The organism is Sedimentisphaera cyanobacteriorum (assembly GCF_001997385.1).
In the GTDB taxonomy this organism is placed as follows: domain Bacteria; phylum Planctomycetota; class Phycisphaerae; order Sedimentisphaerales; family Sedimentisphaeraceae; genus Sedimentisphaera; species Sedimentisphaera cyanobacteriorum.
Genome location: NZ_CP019633.1, coordinates 1,196,294 through 1,216,347 on the forward strand (window position 1 = coordinate 1,196,294; position 20,054 = coordinate 1,216,347).

Here is a 20,054-nt window from a genome sequence, read left to right on the forward strand (position 1 = left end):
TTGCGTAGGTACTACAAACCCTTTTCCCACATTTCTTCAAAAACGCTATTTATGAAGCCTTATTAGCAGTTGCTCGAGCGGTGCGAGATATATTAATTCCGGATTTACCGATCTGCCTGTGAGAATGTTTTCAGCCGAGCTGAATCCACCTGCCTGATTCAGAGAAACAACAGTCTTTTCAGCCCCTGTATTCACAAGAGCCGCTGTATAGCTGTCCGAATCGTTTTGGTAAGACCTGCAAAGCACTCCCCAGCCTCCCCGTTTGAGCCAGTCTTCACATTCAACCAGCGGCTGTATATCCGCATTCGCAAGAGCCTGCTGAATCTCGGGCATAAGCTCCTTGGCCGGCTTCAAATCAAACTGCGGGCAGTTTTGGATAAAGCTAAGACTGCTTTCACTGCGAACGAATCCGCGTTTATTATACTTAAAGCACTTCTCGCCGGCAAAAGCTGCTCTGCCTCCGCTGAGGATATAGTTTCTCAGTGCAGAAACAGTTTGATCATCCACATAGCCTGCATTAGGAACAATTATAAAACCGAGATCCTGATTATCCCAGCCCTCCTGAAGCATCTTTTCAGTAACAAAGCCGATGGGCAAATCCTGAAAATAGAGCGATTCGTAAATCAGAACAAGCGCATCGCAGAATTCGCTGCTCTGAATGGCCGAGGCGTTGGAATACAAGATCCGCACAGGACGCTGCTGGGAGGCAAGATTCTTAACATCCCCTCCGGCTCGGTTAATTTCGAGCATCGTTCTTACGTAGCTGTTGAGCGTTCCAGGTAGAGTGGAAAGTGAGCCGTAAAACGAAGACTCCCAGCTGGGCGAGGGGGAACTGTTCCATTTTCTCGCCCAATACCACATAACATTAGCCCCCATTCCGTGCAGATGGGCAAGCCAGAGAGCGGCTTGAATACGTTCGTCCGGCATATCTGCATCTCTGTTGGCGAGGGTTTGTATGCTGTGCCACTCGCTGTCGTAGATGAGTTTATCCGGCTGGAGGGAGCGCATAAAATCAAACGCTATAGACTGCTCAAACCACTGGATGGCGTAATCATCCATATCCTGCCACGGGTGATGAACATTGTACGGGGTTTGCGCAAGTATCCTTGTATCGCAGCCGTTTATCTCCAGCAGTTCCATCAGAGCCTCCCTGTCGATACCGTCGTGTCTTGCGGGCGGTGCGGAAATTGGATTTCCCCATAAGCCTATCGAGCCTGTGAACGCCCTGTGATTGAAAACCTTCGCATGGCACATCGCATCAGGGTCGTGCTTTTCTATCTCATCGTGCATAAGCTTGAAGTATTCAGTGCACCGGATCTGATTAAACCTGCACCAGTCATACCAAGCGGGCTTATTCTCAGGTGTTCCCTGATAATCGCTGATTTGCCCGAAGACTTCAAAATCGCTTCCCCAGCTTGCGTTAAGGGTTTCTATCGATCCGTACTGATCCTTAACCCCGATTTCTCACTTAGCGTTCAAAATCGTGAAAAATCAAAATTTTTTCTTTGATTCTGCGTTGTAATCGGCGTTTAAAAGTCTCTTTAGTCTCTGGTACAGACCTGCCCTATTGCAAGTGATTTTTCATCAGCAATAATATTGTTATGTACTTGAAGAAGCACAAGCGAAAGAAGAATGGTAAGATCAATTCCTATTACAGCATAGCGGAGAAGCGTAAGGTTTCTCGCGGGCGTTATGTTGAGAAGATGGTGCTGTATCTTGGTGAAATCTCTGATTCTCAGAAGAAGTCTTGGCAGAGATCCATTGAGATAATCAACGAGGACAACAAGCCTGTCCGCAAGTCATTATTCGCTTTTGATCAGGACAATCACACACATCACGACATAGATACGATTCCGGTAAAGCTCTCAAAGATGAAGCTTAACAACCCCAGAACATTCGGGGACTGCTGGCTCGGCTGCGAGATATGGGATATGCTGGGATTAGACACCTTCTGGTCGGAGAGGATAGACACTGCCAAATCGCCGGTTGACTATTCAAAAGTTGTAAAATTGCTGACAGTAAACCGTCTTATCAAGCCCGGAGCGGAGTTTTATGTCCACCGGCACTGGTTCACTCAGACCGCAATGGATGTATTGCTGGGCTGTGAATTTGATGTTGCCGAAAAAAACCGGCTTTACCGTTGTCTGGACAGGATATTGCCGTATAAAGAAGAGCTTTGTTCTTATTTGAAAGACACATGGCAGATGATGTTCAATCTGGAATATGACATTCTGCTTTACGATATAACCAGTACTTATTTTGAGGGATTATGCAAAAGCAATCCCAAGGCAAAATTCGGCCACAGCAAAGACCGCAGAGGCGATTGCAGGCAGATTCTTATCGCTTTGGTAGTTACCCCTGAGGGATTTCCGATCAATTATGAGATACTCGCCGGCAACACCTCAGAGAGAACAACGCTTAAACCCTTGTTAAACAAGATAGAGTCGAAATACGGCAAGGCAGGCAGGTTATGGCTGATGGACAGAGGTATTCCAACAGAAGCTGTGCTGGAGTATATGCGTGATAACGGGATTGATTATCTTGTCGGAACGCCCCGTAAGCTGCTGGATGAATTCCAAGAAGAGCTTTCTGTGAAAAGCTGGTTTGATGTAAATGGAATCGTTCGCATAAAGCATATAGCCAAAGATGACGAATGCTATATTCTTGCTCGAAGCAAAGAGAGAATGGCTAAAGAACGGGCTATGCGTAAAAGAAAGCTCCGTAATTACTTAGAAGGACTGGAGAAGTTAAAGAAATGCCGCAGCCGAGATGTTTTTATGCAAAGGCTCGGCAAACTCAAACATCAGGCGGGCAGCTGCCGTAAGTGTGTAACTCTTACGATTCCCCGAAATAAGGAAAGGATTGAGAAGGGCGAGTTTGATTATAAGTTTGAAGCGAGCAAATATAAAGAAATGATATACCGCGACGGCACATACTTTTTGCGTACAAACCAGTCTGGCAAGGATGGTGCAGCCCTGTGGAAGGAATATATGCTTCAGTGCAACGTTGAGCAGGCATTCAGGGAGCTCAAGAGCGATCTGGGAATTCGTCCTGTCTATCACCATAAGCAAGACAGGGTTGAGGCTCACGTGTTTGTAGCGTTTATGAGCTATTGTTTGCAAGTAACACTGAGGCATAAGCTCAGGGCAAGCGCCTGCGGGATGACTGCTCAGGCGGCATTAGCAGCAATGTCTCGGATCCAGATGCTGGATGTTTCATTTGAAACGCAAGACAGCAGAACTCTGCTTATGCAGAGATATACCGAACCGGAAGACGAACACAAGCTGCTGCTGCAGAAATTGAAGATAGAACTGCCGCCGCAAAAACCTCCGAAAATATACAGCGGGAAACTGAAAAAATAACACATCTTTGGCGACAGACCAACCCCTCTGACGGGGGTAAAAACGCACTTTTTACCCCCTAAGTGAGAAATCGGGGTTAAAATATTGTCGCAAAGAGCAAATATTGTTATTTTTTTTTATTTTGGTGCATATTTGTTTTGCATACAGCCCCTTCAAACCTATAATTACCAGTTGATGGTTTAAGTAAACCCTTTCCAAGAGACCCGGAAAGAGAAAGAAACGGGTCATCGCCCACATCAGCTATCAGGAGATTCAAATGGGCAAGAGTATCTATGTCGGTAACCTTAACTATAAGGTTGAAGCAGAACAGCTTGAGGAAGTTTTCTCAGAGTTCGGTGACGTTGTAAGTGCGAGAGTAATCCTCGACCGTGAAACAAAAAGAAGCAAAGGCTTCGGATTTGTTGAAATGGGCGATGATGAATCCGCAGCTACTGCAATCGAAGAATTGAACGGCCATGAGTTGGATGGAAGAACTATGAAAGTCAGCGAGGCAACTCCGCGAGAGGAAAAGCCACGCAGGTCATTTAATAGAAGAAACTAATCTGGCTATCCAGAAAGGCGGCATAAATTTGCCGCCTTTTTTTATGCGCTGAAAATTCTCTAAACTGCCGCAGCATTATATTCACTGCCTTACTTTTGAGTCAAAATTCAAAAAGAATGCAGGATTCGCTGGGGGAAAATAAAAAATTTTTATCCAGCCCTTGATTGTTCGGGTTATGTTCGGTAGTATATACTGATATAAACAAGGACTGGTTTATGACAGCTATTATTACAAAACCCGATTTAGAGCAGAAGCTCAGCCTCCTCAGCAGGGACGCACAATACGATCTCGCCTGCGCCTGCAATGTTAGCGGCGAACAGAACCGGAAAGCCGGCAGCGACGGAAAATGGATCTATCCAGCAACACTTCCAGAAGGCGGCAAGAGCGTCCTCTTCAAAACTCTTCTCACTAATTCCTGCACAAACGACTGCAAATACTGTCCTCTGCGCAAAGCCAGAGACGAGCAGCGCTTCAGCTTAAGCCCTGAGAGAATAAGCCGCGTTTTTATGGATTATCTTAGGCGGGGAAAGGTGCACGGTTTGTTTTTAAGCAGCGGTGTTCATCGCGGCCCGGAATACGCTATGCAGCAGCTTATCGATACAGCGGAGATCCTCCGCAGAAAGCACAGATTCAGCGGGTACATACATCTCAAAATTATCCCCGGGGCAAGTGCTGAATCTATTGAGAAAGCGGTATCGCTTGCCAGTGCTGTATCGCTGAATATTGAAACCGCAGGCGAGGAGAATTTCCGCAGGCTCTCAGATAAAAAGGACTATATGCGGGATATCGTGCGGCCAATAAAGCTGATAAAACAGCTCACCTCTGCGGACGGGCGATACAGCAGGGTAAAACAGACCACGCAGTTTATCGTTGGAGCATCAGAGGAGAAAGACAGCGAACTGCTCGCATATATGCAGAGACTCTACGATAATATGAATATGCAGCGGATTTACTTCAGCGCGTATCAGAAGGGGCTCGGCAGTCCTGATCTGCCTGGTGAGAACAGCTCCCGAACCGCAAACCAGCTTCGCCTCAGGGAGCACCGCCTCTATCAGGCCGATTATCTCTTCCGCATTTACGGCTTCAAAGCATCCGAGATGCCCCTGCTCAAAGACGGGAGCATGCCGGCAGATAAAGACCCGAAGCTCGCCTGGGCAGGACAACATCCCGAGCGTTTCCCTGTGGACGTTAATTCTGCGGGCAAAGCTGAACTGCTTAGGATTCCCGGCATCGGTCCGGCAGCGGCTAAAAGGATAATCCAGCGGCGCAAAAAAGAGAGCCTGCGCAGTCTTTCGGATATAAGCAGCAGACCTGCCGTTCAAAGCAGGGCCTGCCATTACATATCATTCAGCGGGAAGCGGGCTTCGCTTTTCTGAGAGCCGCTGTTAATCGCTTATTTTGAGCCAATCCTGCGATGTTTCTTTTAGGTCATCAAGAAAATACTCCGCCTGCCATAAACTTGAAAGCTCGCAGAAGTCTTCCAAATCCACCGCCCTGCTTTGATTTAAGTCGCCAGTGTGATAAATATCCTTTGCCTCAATCAGGGCTCTTTGAAGTGAGCACCTGTTCCACCAGCCTGCATCGATATACACGGCGAGAGGATGGCCTACTGCTGAAGTTTTATACTTAGAGCTGAAGTAAACAGAGACATCTGCATACCCATCCTGAGGCGGATACACCTTTTGGGAAACGATATCTGAATCGGTATCGGCGTTTTGCAGGGTAAGGGTAATTCCTTTGCCGGCGCGATTCTTTGCCCGAACCCTGAGGTAGTATTCAGTATCAGGCTGCACAACTGCGGAGGTATCTTTCCAGATGAGATTCCGCTTAGAGCCGTTGCCCCAGCTGTACAGCTCCATCCAGATTTCCCCGTCTTCTTCTATGATTTGGATTCCGCCGGTCTCATCGCCCGGTTCGTCGGGTGCCAGAGACACCTCATTCCATCCGGAAGTTGTATCGAGGGCATCGCTCCATGGAGAGGCTGAGTCCGTTTCGTCGTAGTTTTCCCTGATCATCTTTACATCATCAATGAAAATACAGCCGTTTTGGTTCGTCGAAGAGGTTATGAAGCGGATCTGAGATACGTTATAGCCGTAATCGGCAAGCCTTATTTCCGCCTCTTGCAGCCCGTCCGGCACGCCAGACGATGCAGAAGAGTCTAATGCGTTATCGAAGTATCTTGCTTTCCATACAGGTCTCCAGCTCTGGTCGGCAAAGTCGTATATCTCAGCGGCAGCCCATTCGCCGGGGGCAAGCAGGTCTGCGTCGTATTTAAAGCTCAGAATCCAGCTCCATTCGGGATCCAGCTCACGGGTGATATTTGAACCGCCCGTAATTTTTGCTGAAGAATTGCCGTTCAGCGAGGCCACAGAAGCGCTGCCGGAGGCTGTCCAGCTTCCATTCCAGCCTGTCCCGCCTGAGAAATCGCCTGATTCAAAATCATCCACTGCATCGAACGGCCTCGGGCGAAGAGCTGCCTGATTGCTGAAACTGCTAAGCACACCGGAGAGATTCTCCGCTGCTGCAAAATACCTGTATCTGGCCAGCTCCACAACATCAGTATCGATGAAGTTTTTATTCTGCAAGCCGGCAGCAATTTCTTCGATTGGGTTGTTGTTTTTCAAGCGGTATATATTATAGCCTGCAAACGCAGGGTTCTGGACGTGCTGCCAGCTGAGCTCAATCCCTTCATCAATCACTTCTGCGGTGAGGTTATACGGAGCGGCGGGAGAAGCATTCCCTGCTGCGCCTGCATCCTGAAGATTCCATACTGTCTGTGCTGAGGCAACTGAAGAAGGAGCAAAGCCCGGCTGGCCTGAGGAATCTATAATAAGCCTGCAAGGGTCTGCCTGCCTTTGGAGGCCTACATTTTCCAGATAATAATTATCCCCTGCGCTCAGCAGCTGCCATTTGGCATATTCCTGATTATTTTCTGTATCGCTGAGAATTAGCTGCCCAGTTGAAGAGCTGGCTGCGAGCCGTTTATCTGAACTTAAATCTATATTGTCTATGTAGTAGAAAGCTCCCGCTTCTACAAACTCCCAGCGAGCTGAATCTTCGCTGTAAGAGACGGGCTCTGAATCAATATTTCCATTTTCGGCATCGAGTCTGAGGTTTCTGCCGTCGTTTTTCATAAACATAGTGAAATAGTCCGGGCAGCGGTTTGACCAAGCAACCTCCAAATGCTTTTCGGTATGCGAGGCAACATCAATCTCCCAGCTTCTTGCAGGCCCTTCTCCGTTGAAGAAAACATCCCTGTCCATGCAGCGGAACTTCCATTTGCTCGGCAAAGCATTCCTTTCACTGCCTGCAGCGAATGCCCATACCCTCTGCTGGAGATCTCTGTAAACGCAGCCTGCTGTCCAAGTGGATGCGTGGGTTTTATAACCCAAGCGTTTTCCTCTTATGGCTTTAGAAAACACCCCTCTGGTTTCGTCTATCTCGCCCCAGTATATCCCGCCCTCGCCCGGGATGCCGTGGTCTGAGCAGTTTGCCTGCACCATAAGCTCAACGATATTGTGAATCTCGGGGTTCAGGAAGGGTTTGCCGTCTTCGTGAGATTTGGTTACCGACCAGATTAGGCTATCAAGCGAGCCGTTTATCACGTGAGTACCGCATATATCAGTGTACTGCGCAGTTGCAGAATACCAGCTTTCAAAGCTGTTCGAGCTGAGCGTTGAAGGGCCGAGCAGAGGAATCGAATCCAGCTCCGGTCTTGTCCTGTATTCGGCCATAATATCGGCCATTGCAGATTTGGTGGCCACAGGCCAGTCCCAGTCCGGTTCGTTGAACACTTCCACAAACGCCCAGTCGCTCATTGTGTATCCGTATGTGCTGTTTACGTAGTTGATTGCAGCGATAAGCGCATCAACCCAGCGGTCCGGAATAATCTCGCCGCCGGAAATATACCAGTCTGCAACTTCGTGATGGTCATCGGTGGGCAGGAGCATTATAGAAAGTTCTGCATCTGCTGCACGTCCTGCCTGAGCCATAGCGCTGTCTATAGTGTTTTTTGCCGAGTCGGGAAGCTGGGGCTCGCCGCCGTCGTATGTGAGGGGCTCTATAACTCTCGAGCTGATCCGAACAACATCCAGAAGCGAGCCAAGATTCTCCAATGCAGCATCCATATTATTGCTTGTAATCCAGGTTTGGTCTGTACCCCAGTAGTCGAGGGGTTTGTCTTCGCCGAAGGCCTGAGAGGAGAAGTAAACCGTATTTGCCTCGGGCGGGTTTGCATCTATGTAAACCTTTCTAACCGCCAAATTATTCCACCACCCGGGATTGATTTCAATTCCGAGGGTTTTCCCTGCGAGGTCGGGTTTTTCGGCTGTGTCGAAACGCACTTCGCATTTGCTGAAGTTTTGCGTGGAAGGGTAAACTGTTTTGGATGCTATTGTATCAGCGGGATTGTCGGCGTTGAAAATTTTCAACTCTACAGGATCACTGTTGTCGTAGCTTAATATTTCCGCAGTGAGGCTGTATATTGTTCCTGAACGGGCTTGTGCATCAGTGCTTCTGCTGATTTTTACCCTTTTTGCCCCGTCCCACCAGCTGTTCAGACGGAACGACATATCCCCGTTTATCTGCGCAGTTCTGATTCCGCCGATATCATCGCCCGCTTCGCTTTCGGCATTTGAGTCTTCTGCCCAAGCCGAGAGCGTGTCTGCTGGGTCTGTAAAAAGCCTCAAAGCTGCTGCTGCCGGTCTGCCGGAATCAAGATGGATTTGCCTAATCCCTACATTGTTCTGACTTCCCGAGCTTATTTTTATCCCAATTGCTTTACCGATAAATTCTGGGTTTTGATTAGTGTCAATACATAATTGAAAATTCCTGAAGCCCCCCGTTTCCGGATGAATTGTCTTTGAAGCCAGAGTTTCGGAGGGTTCTCCTGCATCAAATAAAGCAAGGGTTACAGGCTTTCCTGCTGAATAGCTCTCAATTTCCGCTGTAAGGCAGTAGATTTCGCCGGCTTCTGCGGCAATCGAGGTGCTTTTTGTGATTTGAGTGCTTTCTGCACCGTCCCACCAGCTGTTGAGTTGGAATATTATTTCACCATTCATTACAGATGCCCTGATTCCGCCTGTATCATCTCCAGCCTCATTTGCTGCTTGCGAATCTTCTGTCCATCCAGAGAGTGTATCAGCGGGTTCAGTTAAGAGCCTTTCGGCATTAACAGAATTTGCCACTAAAAGCACCATTAAAGCTGTAAATAAAACTGCACGCATTATTGAACACATAATAAACCTTTGTCAAATTTAAGGGCTATACAATTACCTGTTAATGTTTAACACTTCTTTTTTTATATCCTGAAAACGGCAATTTTTCTCACTGCATAAATAATTTCTCAAAAAAAGCCTGCTCCATCTGATCGGGCAGGCCTGAATTACTGTAGAAATTTTGAAAAAGGGGAATAATTTCTAAAATTTAACAATCTCCAGCTCCGGGCTTTTTTCGCCTCTGGAGAGTATTTCCCGCCCGTTTTCTGTTACGAGTATGTCATCTTCCAGCCTGATGCCGAACTTTCCGGACAGATATATCCCCGGCTCTACGGTGATAACGTGGCCTGGAGTGAATATATCCAAGCTTTTGCCGGAAAGGCGGGGCTGTTCGTGTATATCAAGGCCGAAGCCGTGGCCTGTCCCGTGGCCGTAAACATCAAAGCCGCTGTCTTTGATTACTTTTCTTGCTGCTTTATCTGCATCCGCCATTTTCACGCCCGGGGCAATCATATCAATTGCAGCTTTCTGAGCCAGTTTTACCGTCTCGTAAGCCCTGCGATATTCTTCCCCCGCTCTGCCTACTGCGAAACTGCGGGTTATATCGCTGCAGTAGCCTTTCCAAGATGCCCCGTAATCAATGAGTACATAATCGTTCTTGCGGAGTTTTCTTTTGCCCGGGATATGGTGCGGCTCAGAGCCGCCTGCCCCGAAACAGGCTATTGTGGTAAAGGCTCTGCCTGCGGAATGTTTTCTCATCTGGTATTCTATAAGGCCTGCAAACTCGCTCTCTGTAATTCCGGGCTTAAGCTCAGCAAGGGCAAACTTGAGAACCTTTCCGGAAATATTAACTGCTTTTCTGATATTCGCTATTTCCGCCTCGTCTTTTATCGCTCTTACTGAAGAGACAACGCTTTCTATAGGATGCAGCTGCACGCCGAATTTGTATTCGATATCCTGCGAAGCTCCGTAAGGCATATCCCGCTGAACTGCAATATTATTAACAGACTTATATCTTTTTATAAGACTGCCTACTGCTTCAATCATCGAACCTTTTCTGGAAACAATCTTACACCCAAAGCATTCTCTCTCTGCCTGCTCGGTGTATCTTGAGTCTGTGAGGAGGAAAACCTGCCTCGGGCTTACCATTACCCAGCTGTCATCTCCACGGAAACCTGTAAGATAATTGACATTTGCCCAAGAGGTAAAGAGCCCTGCCTGACAGTTTTGCTCTTTGATATTCTTTCTTGCGCTTTTGACTCTCTGCTGAAAAAGCTCTTCCATAAAAAATCCTAAATCACACTGTCCCGCTGCTGGACTGACTGCTGAGCCAGATAGACTCAATCTCTTTTACAATCTTAGTAATCCCGTCAAACTCCAGGGGCTTTATTATAAACCTGTCTGCACCGGCCTTAATGCAGACATGTCTGTCTGTCTCGGCATCTGATGTAGTAAAAACAATTGTAATTATCTTCTCAGTAAGTTTATTTTTCTTTATCTCTTTTACGACTTCCCTGCCGTCTTTTCTGGGCATATTTAAATCTAATATCACAATATCAGGTTTTGGAGAGTCCGCAAAATCGCCGGCATTATGGAGAAAATCCATAACTTGAACCCCGTCTGTAACCCAGAAAATCTGAGCGTCCATATTGCTTTTCTTGATACCAATCTCAAAAAGCATCTTATCGGCAGGATTATCTTCGGCAAGAAGTATATTAACCTTTTTTCCCATTATTTCGCCTGTTAAATCTTTTGCTGTACACTTGTGAAATTTATTATTGTTACGTTTAGAATTATGTCAATATAATGTTTAACTTCCGTCTGCTGAAGAGAGCTTAGGGGAAACTGAAATCAAAAAGCTTGCAAAAGAAAAAGCCGGCAAGATTGAAACCCTGCCGGCATTGAATAGATCATACTTCATCAAACCAGATCACTTTTCCGGCTTAGACTGCATATTTTTTATATGTTTTTTGAGGGCAGGATTATTATCAATCTCGGATATGCTTTCGCTGTTTGTCTTTTCATTCTCGGAGATCTTCATAAGATTTTCATTTCTGTCGGCAACGTGCGGCGTGAGAAATATAAGCAGTTCAGTTTTCTGCTTTTGTATTTCCCTGCTCTTGAAAAGCTCACCGAGAATCGGGATATCGCCAAGCAGCGGAACTTTTTTGTTCACTTCCTTGTCGTCATCCTGCATAAGCCCGCCGATAACGATTGTCTGTCCGTCCTGTATCGCCACCCTGCTTTCTGAAGAACGCTTGCTGAACACAGTAGCATCCACGGTTTCAGAAATGGGGACTGTTTCAGTGGTTGTATTTGAAATTTCAGGTGCGATATCCATAGTAACAAGTCCTTCATCGTTTATCACAGGCGTAACTTCGAGAATAATTCCAATATCCTCATACTGAATCGTATTGATTGTCTGGCCTGTTTCGGTGGTTCTTGTATCGGTAATGAAGGGCACTTCCTTGCCTACGTTTATCGTTGCTGTCTGATTGTTGCTGGTGAGGATATACGGCCTTGAGAGAACGTTCATTTCTCCTATACTGCTTAGAGCCTTAAACGCAAACTCCAGATCGCCTTCGAGAATCTTCACTGCTCCGCCGTCGCCGAGGTCTGAGGGAAGAAATTCAGTACCGTAAAGTTCGCTGTCTGCCTGAAGCGAATCGGCAGTCCCGTCCCCGTCGGTATCCACAAATCCTTTGCCGCTGAGAACAGAAAATTCGGTGCCGAGCTCGAAATCATCATTCCTTGCAACCTCGGCAATAAGCACCTTTATAAGAACCTGAGGCACAGGCTCATCAAGCTCATCGATAATAGGCTTAATCTTATCATAATTTTCCTGAGATGTCATAATAATCAGCGAGTTGGTATCCTCCTCTGCCTCCATATACACCTCTTCAGACAAATCGGTTTCTGATGAGCCGGAGCCCCCTCGCCGGATATTGCCTCGCCTGCCTGAAGACTCTCTGTCGTCTTCATTGAAATCTTCCATCTTCTCGAAAAGATTATTCAGGACATCTTTTAGATTTGCGGCCTTGGCATTTTTGAGTTTGTAAACAAAGAAAGAACGCTCTTCAGCGGGATTTTTATCTATCTTTTCAATCACCTCTGCCACAATTTCCAGCGTATCTGAAGGGCCGCTAACCACTACAGTGTTTGTATCTTCGTCTGCGGCAGCCCGCACCTTGATATTCTGCGAGATAACTCCCGCCCCGCTGGAGCCGTTATCATCACGATCGCCCATTCTTGACCTCATCATACGTTCAAAGGGATTTCGCCCTCTTCTGCCTTCCTCCTGTGTGTCCTGCTCGAAAACTTCATTTATCAGATCGGCAGTGTTGTCGGCCTCTGCATAAACGAGATTAAACACCTTAACTGAAGCAATAGATGCCATTCTCGTATCAAGGGCCTGAATAATCTTTACAATCCTGCGGATATTTGAGGCAGTGTCGGTAATAATTATGCTGTTGCTCGCTTCATTTGAAGTAAAATCGGCCTGCTCGGATATGAGCGAGGCGATATCATCTTTCACCTTCACCGCATCTGCATACTTTATCGGGATTATGTGCGTAATCACCTCATCAGTTTCCGGGACATCTCCAAGCTCGCTGCCTGAGCTTACAGGTATGCTGCTGTACTTGGCTCTGCTGATATCGAGAATCTTCAGCGTTCTGCCCACTCTCACGGCAGCGTAATCCATATCCGCCAGCACGCTGTTTATCAGCGAAACCACCTCGTCAGCATCCAGAGGTTTTTTGCTAACAACAGTAACCCGTTCAGTCAGCACAACATCTGAAACCACAACAAACCCGGCCTCCTCCGAGAGATAATCCAAAACATCAGCTACGGGGACATCCTGAAAATTCAAGGTAATTTGAACATCCTCAGAGAATCCTGCCGAATCATCTTCACCCGCCTGAGCCGCGCTTAAGCAAACGGTTATCAGCAGCGCTGCAATAATACATATTTTCTTCTTCGTTTTCATTTAGTGTACCTTATCATTAATTCAACTGACGTTTTCTTCTTTCCATTAGTTTTTTCAGTATCTCGCTTTTCTCAGAATCGGCGGGGGATTCGTCCTTCTCTTCGTCCTGGTCAACCCAATCAGATGCCTGCCCCGCTGAAACCATTTCTTTGGTTTCGGCTCTGCCGAGCTCGCCTCCGATTTTCACCTCGGACTGTGAATCTCCCTCACTGCAAACAATCGTATCCTTCATAACTCTAAGAATCTTTATGCCTGCAATTTCCTCTCCCGGGCTCAGTATATACACCTTACCCGAAACCTCCTCCTCTATGAAAGCTGAAGGCTTGCTGCCGCTGAAGGCAGTACCTTTTAGTACATAAACCTTTATAACCCTGCGCAACTTCTTTTCGGCTCCCTCGGATTCATCCTTAGGCAAATCAGGGATCCTGTTTTTGGAAAAAATATTCTTCTTGTAAATTATGCTGTAGTCCTCGAGGCCTAATGTCTTCCCCTTTTCTGAGGCAAAGAGCCCGAGGGTTATCAGCAGAATAAGCAGAGTTTTATTCATCAATATCCTCCTTTGACGGTTCTATAAACAGAGCGCTTAAGTCGATCTGAATCGATATCTCTGTTCCGTTTTCGTTGGCCGCCCCGAGCTGAAAAGATTCCATCCGCACAGGCAGATCAGAACAAGCCGCTGCGTACATAAATTGAGTAACCGATCTGATGCTTCCCTTCCCGGAGATAGACATATCCACAGAGCCGAAGCCTTCTTTTACCGAAGAGACATCCGGCTGAACAAACGATATATCAAGGCCGGCAGAGCTGGAGGTTTGGTCGATAAAATCAAGAAGCCTGCTCTCAAGCTGCTGAACGTTTTCAGTGAGACCGTTTTCCTGCATATTCTTCCACTGCGGCTGAAAAAGCTTCTTTCGCTTTATCAGATTCTGAGCCTGTGCGAGGTCTTCTGCGTTTTTTTCGCCAGCGCTTATAATCTCAGTCCTCTTTTCAATCCCGGGGGAAATGATATACTTATCACAAACCAAAACCGCTATCGAAAGAAGGGCTATAATTAAAATCCTTTTTTCTCTCAAAGACAAATCCATCAGCCGGCCTCCTCAAAATCAAAACTAACTGCAAATTCAAATACATCCCTGCCCTTGCCGGACTTTCTTATGTAAAGAGTTTTCACAGATTTCATTCCCGGGCTGGCTTTGATGCGGTCTATAGTTTTGTTTACAGCCTTCTCGCTGACCGCCCTGCCTGTAACAACCTGCCCGAGACCGGAGTCTGAGGCAATCGAATTCACCCACACGCTGCCCTCAGCGGGGAAGGCCTCTGTAAGCTCTTTGAGCATATCGAGCCTTACAGGCTGCTTATCAAACCAGCCGCGGGCAAACTTCACCCTTTCGATAATCTTCTCAGCCTGCTGAGACTGCTCAGAGATCTCTGCAAGCTTTGTCTCCGTAGCTTTCATATCCTTGAAACGCATCCAAGTATCGTAAGAAAAAACGCCCGCTAAAATCACAGCAGCTGCTGCCGCTAAGCCTGCTTTAAGAATAATCGAACGGGATATTCTCCCATTCTGAGGCTGAAGCCTTCCTGCAAGGAAATCAATCTTCAAAGATGAACTTAAATATTGTTCAGCTGTAAGCCTTGCAGCATCCCTGTCCATCGTTTTGGAGAAATCCTCAGGCATATTTACAGCCGCATCCTCAGGCAGAGAACCTTTCAGCTTCTGCGTCTGGACATACCTGTTCACAGCAGATTCGGGATTATCGCCGGCATTCTCACTGCTGATAAAATCTACCATGCTCAAATCAGAGCCAGCTTTATAGGCAAGCTCAAAGCCGCCGGCAACAGGCAAAACAGCAAGACCCTGAGCCTGCGGCTCTAAAACCGAACATAAGCAGCCGGCCGCTGCGGGGGTAATCCCTGCGGAGCGGAGAAATTGGAGGCGCTCTCTGATCGCAGCTTTTGTGATAACAAACACATTCAAAGACCCGTTTGCGGCAATATAATCTGCCTCGATCTGGTCGAAGGGGATATCCAGCGAGCTCTCTATTTTGAGCCTCGCTGCTCCGGCAAGCTGAGGCTGCTGGAGATTTTCCGGAATCTCAAACCTGCCTGCCATTATATGTCTTGCACTCAAAGAAAGAACTGCCTGAGATGCGGAAAACCCTTCATTCTTCAGGAATTCTCTGAACCTGCCTGCCTCCTCAGAGAGCTTGTTTTGAAGCTCAAACGAAGCAAAAGCAGTTTGTTCGAAATGCGTTCGTTTCTTATGAACCTCGCAAACCGTAACGGCCTTTGAGGTAAACACAATGCCAAGTATTTTCTTTTTATTCTTCATCTATTCGCCTAAATTAAAGCTTTCAGCATTTTAATCCAGCTGCTTACCATTCTTAAGAGCTTGGAGCATCTGCTCGTCCAGAGGCCAGCCCAGATGTTTTAATGCCTGCCTGTAAATTACCTGCGTGCCCCGATCGGAGGCCGTATCGATAATAACGAAATATCTGGTAAAAGCCCTGCCGTCTGATGAAGCAGCGACAATGTCAGCGGAATACTGAAACGATCTGCCCGTTATAAAGCTGCCTATCTCCACGGCCTTATCCTCCTCAAGCACTTGTGTAACCCATATAATGCCGCCCTCTTCCGGAGGATTCTCTGCCCTGTATTCAACCAAATCATCCACTTCAGACTCCTCAAGCCCGGGCAGGCAAAGAAGCACCTCGTAAGGAGCAGAATTCACATTTATAAGCCCCTTAATAATATCGTCATCGCTTGTGGTAAGATTTGTCCCTATCTTTTCAAATTCCTCGAGTGTCATCCCGCTTGTATAGTAGAAATCTATAATATTATCAAATCTCTGCTGAGTCTGAATTCCTGCAAGGATCTCATAAGCCCTCTCCTCTCCTTCGCTCTGCTTTAGCAGATTAAATATTTTCATATTGTTTGACTGATCATTAACATTTATCAGCTCTCCGCCTTCGGCGGACTCATTGGGCTGACTGCTGCAAACTGTTACATAATTATAAAAGCCCGGATCCAGCTTTCCGTCTGCATCGTCTGGAGGCTGTGAGGCTGTTCCGTCGTTTTCATTTTCATCGAGCATGCCGTTTCTGTTTGTATCCTCGCCGAAAAGAATCTCCCTATCTGCGCCTTTTACCAAAAGCACCTCCTCAACTGTTTCGAAATCATCATCCTTGGCAGAATAAGGCTCGTCCAGCAGAAGGTAATACTCGCTTTCTGCACCGCCCGGGCTTACCTCCTGATCGCCGTCGCGCCAGTCTATTATTGAATACGCAAGCTCGCTTGTCATTCCGGGAAGCTTTGTGAGCATATCGTAGGATGCAGTATTGAGATTAACTTTCCCCGCCTCATCGATAAGGCCGCAGGTAAGATTGTCTTCATCAGAGAGATCAGGCTTAATTGCCCAGAAGTAACAATCCCCCACTCTCATAGCCTCAAACGGCGTTTGCTCATACTCCACAGAAGACTCCTGCTCACTGCTGATGCGGCTTAGACAATAATCGACTGCCCCTTCTGCCGCTGCCTCGCATTTAACCGTTGAAAGACTCCCCGCAGCGAACAAAGCATCCACGCGCAATGATCTGCCCATAATAATCACCAGCCCCGCAAGGAGCAGAGTAACCCAAATCGTTACTATAAGCACAGTAGCCTTTCTGTTGTTTTTCAGCCTAACGTTTACTGACATCGCTCTGCCCTTCTGCCGGTTCACTGCAGCGAAGTAGAAATGTTTTACTGTAAACGCTTTCATCCTGATTCTCTTGGTCTTGGGAATGCATTTGCTTGTCATCTTCGGTATCGTATAAACCTATGCTGAAACGAACCGCCTCGGGAACGGCATTATCCCTGTTAGAAGAGCTCCATTCCTCAAGCCACTGGCTCTGATAGTAATATTCAATCTCAAGCGATCTGACACCTGCAAACAGTATATCCTCATTGAGCTGCTGGCCGTCTTCTGAAAGCGGGTTGTACCGCACGTACCTAACAAGCAGATTCTCCTTCTTGCCTTCAATATTAACCTGAGCAGGCATTGGAACTTCATCCTCGCCGTATGCAAGGGCATAGGTTATCTCTGCAACATTGCAGGTTTGGCTGTCTGCTGAGCCGCTGAAGCCCGCTGAATAGAAGGAAAGCTGATCAGAGGGATAATCGCCTTCTTCGTTTGATTCGCCCAAAAACTCTCCGAAAAGTATGCCCTCCGGCGAGGAAACACATGTAATATCACGTCTTATGGATTCAAACACAGGAACAATTGTTCTGTACGGCTCAAGAGCTGCTTCTGCTGAATCTTTTGCATCGAAAGCAATACGCAAAGACGAATAAAGACTCAGCGCAATGATATTTATAAGAGCCATCGCCATTACAAGCTCTATAAGCGTAAAAGCAGTTTTTGTGTTTGAACCTGCGCAAATCATCTGCTTTAGTCCGTTTCCTGCTGCACGAGCGTAGTAAGCCTGATGCTGTCTCGCTCAATATCGCCGCTCCAGTAAACTGTGATATCCACCTCGAGAAGTGAAGGGTCTGTCCAGTCCTGAGCAGTCATAATCCACTTATAATCATCAAATCCTTCTTCTTCAAAATCCCCGGTCTGCTCGCTTTTTGTCCAAAGCTTTTCCAGCCTTATCTCTGCGAGCTTATCCTCTGCAAGGATTGCCGCTCGCTGAATTTTTGCGGAATTTGAACCCACCCGAACTGCCATTGAAATCCCCGATACAGCAACGGGAAGTATGATCCCAACAAGCACCACTGCTGCAAGAACTTCAATCAGAGTAAAGGCTTTCCGGCAGGCCTGCATCATTTCCTCCGCGAATTCTCAAGCTCTATGCGTGTAAATTTCCTGCCCGAGCCTCTGAACTGCACAAGGAAGCGGCTGCCTCTTGAATCTTCAAGCAGGACGCTGGAGTCTTTGCATTCTCCAAGCGAATCAAACGTGAGATAATGGGCATTCCCTTCCTGCTCGAAGCCGGCGAAAGTGATCTCAACCTCGCTGGGTATATCTTGCGGCACGCACATACTCTCCCTTATATGCTCATCCTCCCGGCCGGGCTTCTGTGCTACCCAGTAGCTCTTTTCAGATTCATCAACCACAAAACTGTACGGCCGGCTTTCGGATACAGCCTGAAGACGGGCGTATCTTGCGGATACCAGAAACATATCGGCTAACTCGCCGAGCTGCCTCGAGGAGAAAAAGCCTCTGAGCGAAGGCGCAGCAATGGCAAGCATCGTACAGATGATCACCATCACAAGGATAAGCTCAATAAGCGTGAAGGCTTTTACTCTCACCGCCGGCATTGCTAATCCTCGTCCTTGTCCCAGTTGACAATATCATCGTCTGTTCCGCCTCTCTCATCAGGCCCGTTTGAATAGAGGTCGTAGCCGTATTCATTGTGCCTGCCCGGAAACTGATAGCTGTATTCATTGCCCCACGGGTCTTCCGGAACGCCGCGTTTGAGATAAGGGCCTTTCCACTTCTCTTCATCTTCGCCGGAAGGTTCATCCACAAGCGCCTCAAGCCCCTCGGAATCCGAGGGATAATCGCCCATGTCTATCTCATAGGTATCAAGAGCCAGCTCGATATTTGATATATCTGTTTTAGAAGCGCTTATCCTTGCCTCTTCGCTCCGGCCGGTAAACTTCGGGACTACCACAGCTGCAAGAACCGCAAGTATAACAACGGCAAGCAGAAGCTCTATGAGAGTGAATCCTTTTCTTTTGTTTTCTTTCATTTTTCCCTCAATGTATAAGTTCCTGTAAATTGAATATAGGAAGAAGCATCCCCACCACAATTGTTCCAACGATAGAAGCCATAATAAAAAGCATCAGAGGCTCGCATACAGAAACTGCTGTTTTCAGCTTTCTGTCGAGCTGTTTTTCGTTCACCTCCGCAAGACGCTGAAGCTCGCTGTCAAGGCGGGAGCTTTCTTCTGCAATAGAAATCATTTCAATATTGGCTCCGGAAAAAAGCTCCGGGCATCTTCTCAAACTCCCCGAAAGCGAGCTGCCTTTCTGAACATCTTCAACCGCATCGCTGACGGCTCTTGAGAGCACGTGGTTGCCTATCGCTTCCCTTGCAACCTTCAGAGAATCCACAAGCGGAACGCCCGCACCTATCAGAGTCCCGAGCATTCTTGTGAAACGCACGAAAGCGAATTTTGCTGTAATAGCTCCCGCAATCGGTATTGAAAGAAGCGTTTTCTCATAACGCGCTCTTCCCTGCGGCGTGGAGATATAGTTTTTGAAAAACACAACACCTCCAAAAACAGCAAAAATTATTATGTACCAGTAGCTCATGATGAATCCGCTTACCGCCACAATCGATTTTGTCAGCCCGGGCAGTTCGCCCCCGAATTCCATGAAGATCGAAGAAAAACGCGGTATAAAAAACAGCATTAGAAACACTATTATTGCAAAGCAGAATACGCTCAAAATTATCGGATAAATCATTGCAGACTGAACCCTGCTTCTGAGCTCATTCTCGCTTGAACGGAAATCTGCAATCTGATTTAGCACAAGGTCCAGGAATCCGCCCATCTCGCCCGCTCGAACCATCGCTGAATACACAGGGGGGAAATATTTCGGCCACCTGCTGAGAGCATCAGCAAGGCTCGCTCCGTTTGAGATATTCTCGGAAACATCCTTCCAGAGATTTTTGCTCGCAGGCTTGTCCGATTCATTCTCCAGCACCTTCACCGCCCTGCTCAGCGGCATACCGGAAGTGAGCAGGCTGCCCAGCTCCCTTGTATATGTTTCGATATCATTTCTCGAAACTCTCGCCCTGCCCGGAGAAGCAGGCTGTTTGTCGTTCTGCTGGATTTCAGAGGGCATAAGCCCCTTTGCAGCAAGGCTGTCCAAGGCAGCTTTGCGTCCTGCAGCCTCGAGCCTGCCGGATACCGCAGCACCTGAGCTGTCAAAAGCTTTGTATTCAAATAAAGGCATAA

The 20,054-nt window shown here is 47.3% G+C and carries 17 protein-coding genes; 3 read left to right on the top strand and 14 right to left on the bottom strand.

Annotation, left to right across the window (positions count from 1 at the left end; translation table 11 throughout):
* Positions 1-45 precede the first annotated feature (45 nt).
* Positions 46-1,290, bottom strand: a complete 1,245-nt coding sequence (locus tag L21SP3_RS04605) for a hypothetical protein (RefSeq protein ID WP_077539585.1) — start codon at positions 1,288-1,290, stop codon at positions 46-48.
* Positions 1,291-1,601: 311 nt separating this feature from the next.
* Here L21SP3_RS04605 and L21SP3_RS04610 point away from each other — a divergent pair, with 311 nt between their 5' ends.
* The 3 genes from L21SP3_RS04610 (at position 1,602) to L21SP3_RS04620 (ending at position 5,279) form a co-directional block, all read left to right on the top strand.
* Entirely contained in the window at positions 1,602-3,362 is a 1,761-nt protein-coding gene (locus tag L21SP3_RS04610; RefSeq protein WP_077539587.1) for an IS1634 family transposase, read from the top strand.
* A 256-nt stretch (positions 3,363-3,618) separates the two neighbouring features.
* A complete protein-coding gene (locus L21SP3_RS04615; RefSeq protein ID WP_077539588.1) occupies positions 3,619-3,903 on the top strand; it encodes an RNA recognition motif domain-containing protein in 285 nt (94 codons plus the stop codon).
* 215 nt (positions 3,904-4,118) lie between these two features.
* Positions 4,119-5,279 carry a radical SAM protein gene (locus L21SP3_RS04620; RefSeq protein ID WP_077539590.1) on the top strand — a complete coding sequence of 387 codons (1,161 nt, stop codon included), beginning with the start codon at positions 4,119-4,121 and terminating at the stop codon, positions 5,277-5,279.
* A 9-nt stretch (positions 5,280-5,288) separates the two neighbouring features.
* On the opposite strand, the gene L21SP3_RS04625 is transcribed toward L21SP3_RS04620, so the two are convergent.
* The 13 genes from L21SP3_RS04625 to L21SP3_RS04685 form a co-directional block, all read right to left on the bottom strand.
* Positions 5,289-9,089 (bottom strand): hypothetical protein, encoded by a 3,801-nt coding sequence (locus tag L21SP3_RS04625; RefSeq protein ID WP_123785136.1) that lies wholly within the window; start codon positions 9,087-9,089, stop codon positions 5,289-5,291.
* Positions 9,090-9,320: 231 nt separating this feature from the next.
* The gene (locus L21SP3_RS04630) at positions 9,321-10,403 is read right to left on the bottom strand and encodes a M24 family metallopeptidase (protein WP_077539594.1); all 1,083 of its coding nucleotides are present in this window, start codon (positions 10,401-10,403) and stop codon (positions 9,321-9,323) included.
* Between the two features lie 13 nt (positions 10,404-10,416).
* A complete protein-coding gene (locus L21SP3_RS04635; RefSeq protein WP_077539595.1) occupies positions 10,417-10,851 on the bottom strand; it encodes a response regulator in 435 nt (144 codons plus the stop codon).
* Positions 10,852-11,049: 198 nt separating this feature from the next.
* Positions 11,050-13,107, bottom strand: coding sequence for a type II secretion system secretin GspD (gene gspD / locus L21SP3_RS04640; RefSeq protein WP_077539596.1), 2,058 nt, complete (start codon positions 13,105-13,107; stop codon positions 11,050-11,052).
* A gap of 16 nt (positions 13,108-13,123) precedes the next feature.
* Positions 13,124-13,654 (bottom strand): hypothetical protein, encoded by a 531-nt coding sequence (locus L21SP3_RS04645; protein WP_077539598.1) that lies wholly within the window; start codon positions 13,652-13,654, stop codon positions 13,124-13,126.
* Complete coding sequence (locus L21SP3_RS04650) at positions 13,647-14,192, bottom strand: type IV pilus inner membrane component PilO (protein ID WP_077539600.1); 546 nt, start codon at positions 14,190-14,192, stop codon at positions 13,647-13,649. Before L21SP3_RS04650 ends, L21SP3_RS04645 begins: the two co-directional genes overlap by 8 nt.
* Positions 14,192-15,439: a PilN domain-containing protein gene (locus L21SP3_RS04655; RefSeq protein WP_077539601.1), complete on the bottom strand. Its 1,248-nt coding sequence runs from the start codon at positions 15,437-15,439 to the stop codon at positions 14,192-14,194. Before L21SP3_RS04655 ends, L21SP3_RS04650 begins: the two co-directional genes overlap by 1 nt.
* Before the next feature lie 30 nt (positions 15,440-15,469).
* Positions 15,470-16,867, bottom strand: a complete 1,398-nt coding sequence (locus tag L21SP3_RS04660; RefSeq protein WP_161488099.1) for a helix-hairpin-helix domain-containing protein — start codon at positions 16,865-16,867, stop codon at positions 15,470-15,472.
* Complete coding sequence (locus L21SP3_RS04665; RefSeq protein WP_077539605.1) at positions 16,788-17,531, bottom strand: type II secretion system protein GspJ; 744 nt, start codon at positions 17,529-17,531, stop codon at positions 16,788-16,790. Before L21SP3_RS04665 ends, L21SP3_RS04660 begins: the two co-directional genes overlap by 80 nt.
* Before the next feature lie 5 nt (positions 17,532-17,536).
* Complete coding sequence (locus L21SP3_RS04670; protein ID WP_077539607.1) at positions 17,537-17,914, bottom strand: type II secretion system protein; 378 nt, start codon at positions 17,912-17,914, stop codon at positions 17,537-17,539.
* Complete coding sequence (locus L21SP3_RS04675) at positions 17,911-18,408, bottom strand: pilus assembly FimT family protein (protein WP_077539609.1); 498 nt, start codon at positions 18,406-18,408, stop codon at positions 17,911-17,913. The genes L21SP3_RS04670 and L21SP3_RS04675 overlap by 4 nt, the downstream gene beginning before the upstream one ends.
* A gap of 2 nt (positions 18,409-18,410) precedes the next feature.
* Positions 18,411-18,842 carry a type II secretion system major pseudopilin GspG gene (gene gspG, locus L21SP3_RS04680; RefSeq protein WP_077539611.1) on the bottom strand — a complete coding sequence of 144 codons (432 nt, stop codon included), beginning with the start codon at positions 18,840-18,842 and terminating at the stop codon, positions 18,411-18,413.
* Positions 18,843-18,849: 7 nt separating this feature from the next.
* Positions 18,850-20,052, bottom strand: coding sequence for a type II secretion system F family protein (locus tag L21SP3_RS04685; protein WP_077539613.1), 1,203 nt, complete (start codon positions 20,050-20,052; stop codon positions 18,850-18,852).
* Positions 20,053-20,054 lie beyond the last annotated feature (2 nt).